Source organism: Serratia sp. MF1(2023), assembly GCF_030954545.1.
Classification (GTDB): Bacteria; Pseudomonadota; Gammaproteobacteria; order Enterobacterales; family Enterobacteriaceae; genus Serratia; species Serratia sarumanii.
This window is the reverse complement of the sequence record NZ_JAVHUX010000036.1, coordinates 16010-28118: the sequence shown is the minus strand read 5'-3', so window position 1 is coordinate 28118 and position 12109 is coordinate 16010. Positions and strand designations below refer to the sequence as shown.

Below are 12109 nucleotides of genomic sequence, written 5' to 3'. Positions count from 1 at the left end.
AGGCTTTCGCGGGAGTGCGACGTGTCGTGCTCCCGCGACTATGTGTTTTGCTTGAAGGCCGCACGCAGCTCAAGCCGCCGCCAGATGGCGCGTTTCTCCGCGTCGCCGGCGGTCGGCCAGGCGGCGATCTCCGCCCGCGTGCGCCGGCATCCCCGGCACTGCTGGGTTTCGTCGTCGATGCGGCACAGGCTGACGCAGGGCGATCTTACGCCGTGCTGGGATTGCTGATTGTCGCCCGCCATAAACCGCCCTTGAAGTGATGTGTGCCGCCACAGGATACCCGATCCGGCGGCGGCGCGTCGTCAATCAGATGATACCGCCGTTGGCGCGCAGGGTTTGGCCGTTGATCCAGCCGCCGTCGGCGCCGGCCAGGAAGGCCACCGCCGCAGCGATATCGTCCGGCGTGCCCAGCCGCTCCAGCGGCGCCATCTTCGCTAGCCGATCGATAAGCTCCGGCGTTTTGCCGTCGAGGAACAAACCGGTGGCGGTCGGCCCCGGCGCGACGGCGTTTACCGTGATATTGCGGCCGCGCAGCTCTTTCGCCAGCACGCTGGTCAACGCCTCGATCGCCGCCTTGCTGGCGGCATACATGCCGTACCCCGGCTGCAGCAGCCCCACCACGCTGGAGGAGAAGTTGATGATACGGCCGTTGTCACGCAGGCGCTTCGCCGCTTCACGCATCGCATTGAAGCTGCCTTTCAGGTTGATGTCGATCAGGCGATCCGCGTCTTCATCGCGCATGTCCGCCACCGGCGCCAACGCAATTACCCCCGCGTTATTGACCAGCACGTCGATGCCGCCAAATGCCTGTTCGGCGCTGTCGAACAGCCGGGCGACCGCGGCCGCATCGCTGACGTCGGCTTTGGCGCTCAAGGCGCGGCCGCCGCGCTGTTCTATCTTGCGCACCAGCTCATCGGCCGGCGCCGGGTTGCCTGAATAGTTAATGATGACGGTAAAGCCGTCGGCGGCCAGACGCTCGGCGATGGCGGCGCCGATGCCGCGCGATGCGCCGGTGACGATAGCGACGGGGGGAGTTTTCTGGTTCATCGGAGATCCTTAAAGAAAACGACGAGGGTAACGTTAATCATGCACTCTTTATCGCGGCGAATAAGCCCCGATTGTCTGGCATCATCATCCCAAATTATCGAACAATGCGTCTGCACTCGTTCGATGGTCGCCCAACGGGCGGCCATCCCCGTTACAGCGCGCCGTAATTCAGCGGCACCCAGCTGTACCCTTCTCCCTGGCGGTTCAGGTAGCCCAATCCCGGGAACGACAGGTGTGCGCCGCCCACCAGCTCGTTCTGCCGCGCGCTGTCGCTGAACACCCGCAGCCGTTGAGCGACCGCCGCCTTGGCGTCGCTGTCAAAGCTGATAGCCACCTTCGGATGCGGCATCTGCACCGCCGCCACGTGGATCAGATCCCCCAGCAACAGCAGCTTTCTGCCCTGGCTGGTCACCTGATAGACACTGTGGCCTGGCGTATGGCCGTGAGCGGCAAAGGCGGCGATGCCCGGCGAAAGCCCGCCGTCGCCGTTGAACGGCTTAAAGTGCCCCGCCGCCTGGTAAGGCTTGATCGCCGCCATGGCCTTTTCGAAATTGCCTTTGTTCTGCGCCTTGGCCTGTTTCAACCGGTCGGCGCTCAGCCAGAAGTCCGCATCCTGGCTGGCGGCGCGCACCACCGCATTGGGGAATACCGCCTTGCCGTCGTGCGTCAGGCCGCCGAGGTGATCCGGGTGCATATGAGTCAGGTAGATCTCATCCACCTGCTCAGGCTGATAGCCCGCCGCGCGCAGATTATCCACCAGCTTGCCCAGGCCGTCGCCCAGCAGCTGGCCGGCGCCGCTGTCGATCATCACCAGCTTGTCGCCGGTATTGATCAGATAGGCATTGACCGAGGTGACCACCGGCAGGCTTTGATGCCGCTCGGCCAACCCGGCGGCGATCTGCTGCGGCGTGGTGTTGAGCAGCAGTTTGTCCGCCGGCAGGCGAATGATACCGTCAGACAACGCGGTCACTTCAAAACTGCCCAGCATGATGCGGTAAACTTCCGGCGCCGGGGTTTTGGCCTGCGGCGCGGCGGCGCCAGCCTGTAATGACATAACGGCCAGCGCCGCGCCCAGCAGACAACGTTTCCAGAACATGATGACTCCTTGCGAGAATTGAACAGCGCTAAGTATTGACGCAAAAATCCCGATGCGCCTGTTTAATAAATGCCTTTAATAAATATATAAATAATATATTTATTATGAATAGTTTTGTTTGCCGACTCACACAACCCCAATCAATATTTTCTCGCTCGCCACTTGGTTATTTTTCTTACTCCCTAAACCAAGAGTGAGGAAATATCATGAACTATCAATTCGAAAATCTGGTCTTTGAAGGCGGCGGCGTAAAAGGCATCGCCTATGGCGGCGCGCTGGAATTGCTGGAAGCCAAAGGCATCATGCCACAGATCAAGCAAACCTCCGGCGCCTCGGCGGGCGCTATCGCCGCACTGCTGGTCGGCTTGGGCTGCAGCTCGGCGGACGTAACCAAAATTCTGTCGGCGATGGATTTTAAAAAATTCCTCGATTATAACGGCGGCTTTTTCGGTACGCTCCACGATGCCTATCGCCTGTTCAATCAATACGGCATCGCGCCCGGCGATTATTTCTATCAATGGTCGCGCGATATTATCAAGCAATACACCGGCAAGCCGGATATTACCTTCGAGCAGTTCGAAGCGATGAAAGCGGCGAAAGGGTTCAAGTCGATTTACTTTATCGGCGCCAACCTCAACAGCGGCCAGCGCGAGGTCTATTCGCATCGCACTACGCCGCGCATGAAAGTGGCGGACGGCCTGCGCATTTCGATGTCATTCCCATTCGCCTTCGTGGCGAAGAACAACACCCTGGGCGACCTGTGCATCGACGGCGGCATGATCGACAACTACCCGGTGCGGCTGTTCGACTATGACTTCTCCGCCACGCCGCCTTACATCGACGCTTCAAGCCAGCGCATCAACACCCGCACGCTGGGCCTTCGCCTGGACTCCGCCGGCGAAATCGCCCAGGCAGCCGGGCAGGCAGGTCCGCGCACGCAGGTCAACAACCTGTTTGATTTCACCCTGGCGGTGGCCAACGTGATGCTGGACATCCAAACCAAGGTGCACCTGGACAGCGACGACTGGAAACGCACCGTGTATGTCGACACGCTTGACGTCGGCACGCTGGAGTTCGGCATCAGCGAGGAGAAGAAACGCGCGCTGATCGAATCCGGCCGCCGCGGCGTAGAGCGCTACTTCGCCTGGTACGACGCCGCCATGAAACAGGCGGCATAACCCCCATCCACCCCGCCCGCGCGTACGGCCGGCGCGCGGGCAAAAAAATCCCCGCGGGGGCGGGGAAAGGCAAAGTAACGCTAAGGATTTATAGGAGTTATACGAAGAACTTGGCCAACACCAGCAGCGACAGCGAGACGTTGATAGCGCCCCCGATTCGGGTGGCGATCTGCGCGAACGGCATCAGCGACATGCGGTTGCCGGCGGTGAGGATCGCGACGTCGCCGGTGCCACCCTGCCCGCTCTGGCAGCAGGAGACAATCGCCACATCGATAGGATGCATGCCGATTTTCTTGCCGACGAAGAAACCGGTCGCCACCAGCGCGCTGACGGTCGTGACGATCACGATCAGATTCTGTACGGTGAACGCGTCCACCAGCTCCTGCCACGGCGTGATGGCCACCCCGACCGCGAACAGGATCGGATAGGTCACGGCGGTGCGGAAGAATTTGTACACCACCTGCGAGCCTTCCTGAATGCGCGGCGACACCCCATGCGCCAGCTTCACCGCCACGGCGGCGAACAGCATGCCCACCGGCGCCGGCAGGCCGATCAGACGGTGCAGCAACATGCCCACCATATACAGCAGGATGGCCAGCAGCGCGCCGCAGGCGATGGTGCTGACGTCCACCTTGCCGCTGATTTTTTCCACCGCGTTCATGTCGCTGTCGCCCTGCTTGCTCGGCATCAGGCTGCCTTCGCCGGTCAGGTGCGGATAACGCTTGCCCAACTGGTTGAGCAGGCCGGCGATGACGATGGCGGTCAGGCTGCCGAGCATCACGATCGGCAGAATGCGCCCCAACGCCACGCCCTGCTCCATGTGCAGGATCGCCGCGTAGCCCATCGACAGCGGGATCGCCCCTTCACCCACGCCGCCGGCCATGATCGGCAGGATCAGGAAGAAGAAGATCTGGAACGGCTCCAGGCCCAGCGCCATGCCGACGCCCATCCCCACCAGCATGCCGACGATCTCGCCGCACAGCATCGGAATGAAGATGCGCAGGAAGCCCTGGATCAGCACCTGCCGGTTCATGCTCATGATGCTGCCGACGATGATGCAGCAGATGTAGAGATAAAGAATATTGGTCGATTTGTAGAACTTGGTGGTCGACTCCACCACCACGTCCGGCAGCAGGCCGTAGTGCACCAGCGCGGAAGGAATGAAGGTGGCGCAGATCGCCGCCGCGCCCATTTTGCCGATCAGCGGCAGGCGCTTGCCGAATTCGCCGCAGGCGAAACCGAAGAACGCCAGGGTGGCCACCATCACCACGATATCGCTCGGCAATTTGCCTTCCAGGCAGTCGAGCAGAATCAATACGCCGGCCAGAATAAAGAACGGTAACGGAATAATCCCTACTTTATAATTGTCCAGTATCCGCCACCATTTCTCGCGCAGAGGAATATCGGCGGCCTTGTCTTTGGCTACGAGGTAAGAATCATCTGTTGTGCTCATAATCTGGCCTCTTATTAGTTTGTTCAGCCATCATAGAGAAGCGCACGGATTATCTGCTGTGATTATGTTCAAAGTTAAAAAGGGTTTTTAATGGTGGTTATGGTTTCTATGGGGTTAATTAAGATTATGTAAAAACCGGCGTGGTTTTAATGGTGTTAATGCCGTTTTTATTTTAAATCTTATCAACTTTATCGCAGACGAACAATTCTCGTCCGGTTCACTTTAATCCCGTGTGAGGGATCACAAGTTGATCGGGCGCAATATTACAGACCCCGCTTCTCGTGATAGGGTAAGGCTTCAGGATCTCTTTACGGTGAAGCTCCGCCATGCGGCTCAAACTCTCATTTCAAATCAAGCTGTTTCTGTGCCTGGTGGCCTTCTCCTGCCTGCTGCTGACCTGCATCGGCGCCTACACCTATTACCAGCTGGATGCGCAGCTGCACCGCGATCTCGGCGCCCGCGCGCAGGTGCAGGCGCGGGAAATCGCCCTCATTCCTTCGCTGGTCGATGCGGTGGAAAACAACGACGCCGCCCGAATCACTGCGCTGATGAAAAAAATCCGCGCCAGCAGCGACGCCAGTTATATCGTCATCGGCGATAATCACGCCCGCCATCTTTATCATTCCGAATATGAAGGCCGTCTGGGCACGCCGATGATCGGCGGCGATAATAAAGAGGTGCTGGAAGGGAAAAGCATTATTTCCATTCGCAAGGGCGGCATCGGCGTTTCATTGCGCAGCAAGGCGCCGATCCTGGATGAAAATAATCATGTCATTGGCATCGTTTCCGTCGGCTATTTGAAATCGCACATCGATAATTTAAATGCCAGGACGCTGACGCAAATTATCGGCTCCATCGTCCTGCTGCTGATCGCCCTGTTCGTCTTTTCCTGGCTGCTGTCGAAAAACCTCAAGCGCCAGATGTTCTGGCTGGAGCCGAAAGAGATCGCGCTGCTGGTGCGCCAGCAAAAAGCGCTGCTGGAAGCCATCTATGAAGGGGTGATCGCCATCGATCCAGAGCTGCGGATCATCACCATCAACCATGCGGCGCGCGAGCTATTGGATCTGCACCAACCCGCCGCCGGCTTGCTGGGCCGGCCGATCGGCGACGTCATTCAGGCGCAGCCGAACTTCTTCGCCGCCGCGCAGCTGGGCCAGGATACGCACGACGAGGTGTGCCGCTTCAATCACGTGCGGGTGATCGCCAGCCGGGTGCGCATCATGCAGGAGCAGGAGCTGCAAGGCTGGGTGATCAGCTTCCGCGACAAGAACGACATCAATACCCTGAGCAGCCAGCTCAGCCAGGTGAAACGCTATGCCGACAACCTGCGCATCATGCGCCACGAACAGCTGAACTGGACCGCCACGCTGGCCGGGCTGCTGCATATGCAGCGCTACGACGAGGCCATCCGCTACGTGGAGGCCCAGTCGGAGGGCGCGCAGGAGATCCTCGATTTCATCTCGCAGCGCTTCAGTTCGGCGGCGCTGTGCGGCCTGCTGCTGGGCAAATATTCCAGCGCCAGAGAAAAAGGCATCGAGCTACGCTTCGATCCGGCCTGCCAGCTGCGGCAGATCCCGGCGGCGCTGAATGAGACCGAACTGATGTCGATCGTCGGCAACCTGCTGGATAATGCGGTGGAGGCGACGCTGCACTGCCCGGCCCCGCACGACGCGATCGAGCTTTATATCAGCGACGGCAGCGACGAGCTGGTGATCGAGGTGGCGGATCGCGGCACCGGCATCGCCGAGGAGATTCGTGATACGCTGTTTGAACAGGGCGTCACCACCAAAGCGGATAAAAGCGACCACGGCATCGGCCTGCATCTGGTCGCCAGCCACGTGGCGCAGGCGCACGGCAGCATAGAAGTGTCGGACAACGAGCCGCACGGCGCAATATTCTCTATATTTATCCCTAAATAAAACCCATAACCCGATTTTTTGAGCACCCGATTATGTCACACCAAGCACTGGACGTTCTGATCGTGGAAGACGAGCCGCAACTGGCGACGCTGCACGCGGAGTTCATCGAGAAAAATTTCAACCTGCGGGTGGTGGCTTACGCCGCCACGCTGGCCGAAGCGCGGGCCAAAGCCAATGCGCATCAGCCGCGGCTGATCCTGCTGGATAACTTTCTGCCGGACGGCCAGGGCATCGAGCTGATGGAAGAGCCGGCGGTGAAGAACCCCGCCTGTTCGGTGATCTTCATCACCGCCGCCAGCGACATGCACACCTGCAGCCAGGCGATCCGCAACGGCGCCTTCGACTACATCATCAAGCCGGTATCCTACAAGCGGCTGCGCAATTCGCTCGAACGCTTCATGCAGTTCGTGCAAACCCAGCGCACCTTCAAGATCATCGATCAGGACAACGTCGATGCGCTGTACAACCTGCAGTCGAAGCAGTTCTCCAGCGAGCCAAGCGCCAAAGGCATCGAAACCAATACCCTCGAGCTGGTACAGGCGCTGTTTATCGCCCAGCCGGCGGTGGCGCATGCGGTGGAAGATGTGGTGGAGCAGGTCGGCATCAGCAAGACCACCGCCCGCCGTTATCTGGAATATTGCGTCGCCACCCAGTTCGTGCGGGTGGAGATGCTGTACGGCAATATCGGCCACCCGCGGCGGCTGTATCGCAAGGCCTGAGGCTGCCATCTGGCTGTCATATTACGGCGATAACATAGCGCCCGACGATATCCCCCTCGATATCGGCACCTGTCGTTAAAACTGATGAAATACTGATGACTTTTACCCGGCCTCTGGTCGGGTTTTTTATTATCCGAAACGGCTGGCGCAAAAGCGAAATATCCCATTGCTTCACGCCGCGTTATTTCCCTAAAAACCAAACCATTATGGCGAATAGCGGCCGTCAATTTCGAGTCATGGGCAAAATTACCATAACTAATTAAAACCTTGATGTAAACCACTAATATCCCATTTAAATGACATTGAGGGTTGTCTCAGATATTCACTGTGTTAGGGTAAAAAGCTCTTTTATTTTGCTAAGGACAGCCCATAACGCGTTAATTAAACCAGAGGAAACAGCAAATTGCATGGCAATTAAACTCGAAGTAAAGAACCTGTATAAGATATTTGGCGAACACCCGGAACGCGCATTCAAACTGCTGGATAAAGGTCTGACAAAAGATCGGCTGTTTGAAAAAACCGGCTTATCGCTCGGCGTAAAAGACGCCACTCTGGCCATTGAAGAAGGCGAGATATTTGTCATCATGGGGCTCTCCGGTTCCGGCAAGTCCACCCTGGTACGCCTTCTCAATCGTCTGATAGAACCCACCCGCGGCCAGGTGCTGATCGACGGTGAGGACATCGCCAAAATATCCGACGCCGCGCTGCGCACCGTGCGGCGAAATAAGATCAGCATGGTATTTCAGTCATTCGCGCTGATGCCGCACATGAACGTCCTGAATAATACCGCATTCGGTATGGAATTAGCCGGCATACCGCTGCAGGAACGCCAGGAAAAAGCGCTGGATGCCCTGCGCCAGGTCGGGCTGGAGAATTATGCGCTGTCTTATCCGGATGAATTATCCGGCGGCATGCGCCAGCGCGTGGGATTAGCCCGCGCCCTGGCCAATAACCCGGATATATTATTGATGGACGAAGCCTTCTCGGCGCTCGATCCGTTAATTCGTACCGAAATGCAGGATGAGCTGGTGAAATTACAGGCCCAGCATCAGCGCACCATCGTGTTTATTTCCCACGATCTGGACGAAGCGATGCGCATCGGCGATCGCATCGCCATCATGCAGGGCGGTGAGGTGATCCAGGTCGGCACGCCGGACGAGATCCTGAACAACCCGGCCAACGACTATGTGCGCACCTTCTTCCGCGGCGTGGACATCAGTCACGTATTCAGCGCCAAGGATATCGCCCAACGGCGCCCGGTGACGCTGATCCGCAAAACCCCCGGTTTTGGCCCCCGATCGGCGCTGCAGCTGCTGCGCGATGAGGACCGTGATTATGGTTATGTTGTTGAACGCGGAAAGAAATTTATCGGCGTGGTGTCGATAGAGTCGCTGAAAAAGGCGCTGTCCGCCAATCAAACGCTGGACGATGCCCTGCTCGAGGCCCCTGCCGCCGTGCCGGCCGACACGCCGCTCAGCGATCTGATTTCCCTGGTCGCCCAGGCGCCGTGCGCGGTGCCGGTAGTGTGCGAAGAACATAACTATCTCGGCATCATCTCCAAGGCCATGCTGCTGCAGGCGTTGGACAAGGAGGGCTCCGCCAATGAGTGATACTACGCAAACCCAAGATCCCTGGGCTACCGCACCGGCCGATACCGGCGCCGCACCCGCAAACGATGCCGCCGCCAACGCCGGCGACGCCTGGTCCAGCGCGCCGCCGCCGGCCACCCATGACGCCGCCGGACAAGGCGCCGATTGGCTCAGCAGCGCCCCGGCGCAGCCGGAACACTTCAGCCTGCTCGATCCGTTCCACAAGGCCTGGGTGCCGTTCGATACCTGGGTCACGCAGGGCATCGACTGGCTGGTGCTGCACTTCCGCCCGCTGTTCCAGGGCATCCGCGTGCCGGTCGACATGATCCTGAGCGGCTTCCAGCAACTGCTGCTGGGCATGCCGGCGCCGATCGCCATTCTGGTGTTCTCGCTGCTCGCCTGGCAGGTCTCGGGCCTCGGCATGGGCGCCGCGACTCTGCTCTCCCTGGTCGCCATCGGCGCCATCGGCGCCTGGTCGCAGGCGATGGTCACGCTGGCGCTGGTGCTGACCGCACTGTTCTTCTGCATCCTTATCGGCCTGCCGCTCGGCATCTGGCTGGCGCGCAGCAAGCACGCCGCCAAAGTCATCAGGCCACTGCTCGACGCGATGCAGACCACCCCGGCCTTCGTCTATCTGGTGCCGATCGTCATGCTGTTCGGCATCGGCAACGTGCCAGGCGTGGTAGTGACCATTATCTTCGCGCTGCCGCCGATCGTGCGCCTGACCATTCTCGGCATCAAGCAGGTGCCGGAAGATCTGATAGAGGCCGCCGAGTCCTTCGGCGCCAGCCCGCGCCAGCTGCTGTTCAAGGTGCAGCTGCCGCTGGCGATGCCGACCATCATGGCCGGCGTGAACCAGACGCTGATGTTGGCGCTGTCGATGGTGGTCATCGCCTCGATGATCGCCGTCGGCGGTCTGGGCCAGATGGTGCTGCGCGGCATCGGCCGGCTGGACATGGGCCTGGCCGCCGTCGGCGGGGTCGGCATCGTGATCCTGGCGATCATTCTCGATCGCCTCACCCAATCGCTGGGGCGCGATCGCCGCAGCAAAGGCATCGGCCGCTGGTATCGCCGCGGCCCCATCGGGCTGCTGACTCGCCCGTTCATCAAGCAAGCCTGACGCTTTTCCCGCCGGCGGCTGCGGCCCCGGCGGGCTATGACACCACCACATCGAAAAAAGGGGAAACACTATGCGCACTACGGGCATCTGGGCTCTCGCCCTGACGACGCTGATTGGCTCACAGAGCGTGAGCGCGGCAGATTTACCCGGCAAGGGGATCGCGGTACAGCCGGTGCAAAGCACCATTTCCGAAGAGACCTTCCAGACGCTGCTGGTCAGCAAGGCGCTGGAAAAACTGGGTTACGACGTGAAAGAACCGCGTGAAGTGGATTACAACGTCGCCTACACCTCGATCGCCTCCGGCGACGCGACCTTTATCGCGGTCAACTGGGATCCGCTGCACGCCGATCAGTACAAGGCCGCCGGCGGTGACGCCAAGTTCTACCGCGAAGGCGTCTACGTCAACGGCGCCGCGCAGGGCTACCTGATCGACAAGAAGACCGCCGAGCAATATCACATCACCAACGTCGAGCAGCTCAAGGATCCCAAGATCGCCAAGCTGTTCGACACCAACGGCGACGGCAAGGCCGATCTGACCGGCTGCACCCCGGGCTGGGGCTGCGAAGCGGTGATCAACCACCACATCAAGGCCTACGGCCTGAGCAACACCGTCGAGCACAACCAGGGCAACTACGCGGCGATGATCGCCGACACCATCACCCGCTACAAAGAGGGCAAACCGGTGCTGTATTACACCTGGACGCCGTACTGGGTCAGCGATGTGATGGTGCCGGGCCGCGACGTGGTCTGGCTGCAGGTGCCGTTCTCCTCCCTGCCGGGCGAGCAGAAGAACGTCGACACCAAGCTGCCTAACGGCGCCAACTACGGCTTCCCGGTCAACACCATGCGCATCGCCGCCAACAAGCAGTGGGCCGAAGCCAATCCGGCGGCCGCCAAGCTGTTCGCCATCATGAAGCTGCCGATCGCCGACATCAACGCGCAAAACCTGCGCATGCATGAAGGCCAGGCTTCGGAAGCCGACATCCAGAACCACGTCAACGGCTGGATCAAGGCGCACCAGGCGACCTTCGACGGCTGGGTGAAAACCGCCGCCGAGGCGGCGAAGCCGTAACCGCTCGGGGGCGCCGCATCCGCCGCCCCCTACCCCGCCATATCGATGCCGCTGAACTGTAAAAAACGTGCGGCGGCGTTTGACAAGGGCTGCGGCCAGATGCAATACACTTGGCGTCGCGGCCCGTCTTCAATCGGAATCGACACCAGCGTGCTTAGTCGTTGCGCGGTCGAGATCGGTACGATGCCCGCCGCCAATCCGCGCCGCACCAGATTCTCCAACCATTCGATATGATCGATTTCAAAACTGACGTGCCGGCGGATGCCCGCCGCCTGGAAGGCGCGATCGGTTTGGCGCCGCGCGCCGGTGCCGCTGTAGAAATCCACCAGCGGCACTTCCGCCAGCGCCTGCAGATTCACCCGCTCGCGGTTGGCCAGCGGATGCTGCGGCGCCACCAACGCCACCAGCGGCTCATCGGTCAACTGCCGGTGCGACATCGGCAGCAAATCGACGTCGCCGGGCCAGATGCCGACGAACGCCATATCGCACTTCTGCTGACGCACGTCCTCCAGCAGGGCTTCGCTCATGCCGACGTACAGGCGGATGTTCACCGCCGGATAGTGGCGATGAAACTTGTCGAGCTTTTCGGTCAGATCAATCGCGTTTATGGTTGAAATGGTGCCGATGGTCAAGGTGCCGGACACCGCATCCCCGGCGGCGGTCACCTCTTCCACCAGCGCCTGCTGCGCCGCCAGCAGCCGCTGCGCCGAGGGAATGAAAGCCTGGCCGGCGGGGGTCAATCGCACCCGACGCGAGGTGCGCTCAAACAGCGTACAGCCCAGTTCTTCTTCCAGTTTAGCGATCTGGTGGCTGAGCGCCGACTGCACCGTATGGCAGCGCTGCGCCGCCCGGGTGAAGCTCTGTTCCTCCGCCACCGCCAGCGCATAGCGGATCTGTTTCAGGTTCATGGCATCTA

The 12109-nt window shown here is 60.1% G+C and carries 12 protein-coding genes; 6 read left to right on the top strand and 6 right to left on the bottom strand.

The genetic code is table 11. The features are described 5' to 3' along the window. Positions 1-38: 38 nt before the first annotated feature. The 3 genes from REA38_RS17080 to REA38_RS17070 form a co-directional block, all read right to left on the bottom strand. Entirely contained in the window at positions 39-242 is a 204-nt protein-coding gene (locus REA38_RS17080) for a DUF1289 domain-containing protein (RefSeq protein WP_033654334.1), read from the bottom strand. 64 nt (positions 243-306) lie between these two features. After that, a complete protein-coding gene (locus REA38_RS17075; RefSeq protein WP_161727073.1) occupies positions 307-1047 on the bottom strand; it encodes an SDR family oxidoreductase in 741 nt (246 codons plus the stop codon). Positions 1048-1198: 151 nt separating this feature from the next. Further along, positions 1199-2143: an MBL fold metallo-hydrolase gene (locus REA38_RS17070; RefSeq protein WP_308886281.1), complete on the bottom strand. Its 945-nt coding sequence runs from the start codon at positions 2141-2143 to the stop codon at positions 1199-1201. 206 nt (positions 2144-2349) lie between these two features. Here REA38_RS17070 and REA38_RS17065 point away from each other — a divergent pair, with 206 nt between their 5' ends. Beyond that, positions 2350-3321 (top strand): patatin-like phospholipase family protein, encoded by a 972-nt coding sequence (locus tag REA38_RS17065; protein ID WP_033649775.1) that lies wholly within the window; start codon positions 2350-2352, stop codon positions 3319-3321. A 97-nt stretch (positions 3322-3418) separates the two neighbouring features. Here the strand turns inward: REA38_RS17065 and REA38_RS17060 are convergent, their stop codons facing one another. Next, entirely contained in the window at positions 3419-4774 is a 1356-nt protein-coding gene (locus REA38_RS17060) for a 2-hydroxycarboxylate transporter family protein (RefSeq protein WP_033635692.1), read from the bottom strand. Between the two features lie 326 nt (positions 4775-5100). On the opposite strand from REA38_RS17060, the gene REA38_RS17055 reads away from it, so the two are divergent. Both REA38_RS17055 and REA38_RS17050 read left to right on the top strand, forming a co-directional pair. Further along, complete coding sequence (locus tag REA38_RS17055; protein WP_060423805.1) at positions 5101-6693, top strand: sensor histidine kinase; 1593 nt, start codon at positions 5101-5103, stop codon at positions 6691-6693. A gap of 32 nt (positions 6694-6725) precedes the next feature. After that, positions 6726-7412 carry a response regulator gene (locus REA38_RS17050; protein ID WP_033635694.1) on the top strand — a complete coding sequence of 229 codons (687 nt, stop codon included), beginning with the start codon at positions 6726-6728 and terminating at the stop codon, positions 7410-7412. A 16-nt stretch (positions 7413-7428) separates the two neighbouring features. Here REA38_RS17050 and REA38_RS17045 read toward each other — a convergent pair whose 3' ends face one another. Further along, positions 7429-7587 (bottom strand): hypothetical protein, encoded by a 159-nt coding sequence (locus tag REA38_RS17045; protein WP_158663939.1) that lies wholly within the window; start codon positions 7585-7587, stop codon positions 7429-7431. 232 nt (positions 7588-7819) lie between these two features. On the opposite strand from REA38_RS17045, the gene proV reads away from it, so the two are divergent. The 3 genes from proV (at position 7820) to proX (ending at position 11193) form a co-directional block, all read left to right on the top strand. Beyond that, complete coding sequence (gene proV / locus REA38_RS17040) at positions 7820-9022, top strand: glycine betaine/L-proline ABC transporter ATP-binding protein ProV (RefSeq protein ID WP_033635695.1); 1203 nt, start codon at positions 7820-7822, stop codon at positions 9020-9022. Continuing rightward, the gene (gene proW, locus REA38_RS17035; protein WP_049194985.1) at positions 9015-10121 is read left to right on the top strand and encodes a glycine betaine/L-proline ABC transporter permease ProW; all 1107 of its coding nucleotides are present in this window, start codon (positions 9015-9017) and stop codon (positions 10119-10121) included. The genes proV and proW overlap by 8 nt, the downstream gene beginning before the upstream one ends. Positions 10122-10191: 70 nt before the next feature. Then, entirely contained in the window at positions 10192-11193 is a 1002-nt protein-coding gene (gene proX / locus REA38_RS17030) for a glycine betaine/L-proline ABC transporter substrate-binding protein ProX (RefSeq protein WP_033635697.1), read from the top strand. A 29-nt stretch (positions 11194-11222) separates the two neighbouring features. Here proX and REA38_RS17025 read toward each other — a convergent pair whose 3' ends face one another. Then, positions 11223-12101 (bottom strand): LysR family transcriptional regulator, encoded by an 879-nt coding sequence (locus REA38_RS17025; RefSeq protein ID WP_033649770.1) that lies wholly within the window; start codon positions 12099-12101, stop codon positions 11223-11225. Positions 12102-12109: the final 8 nt, after the last annotated feature.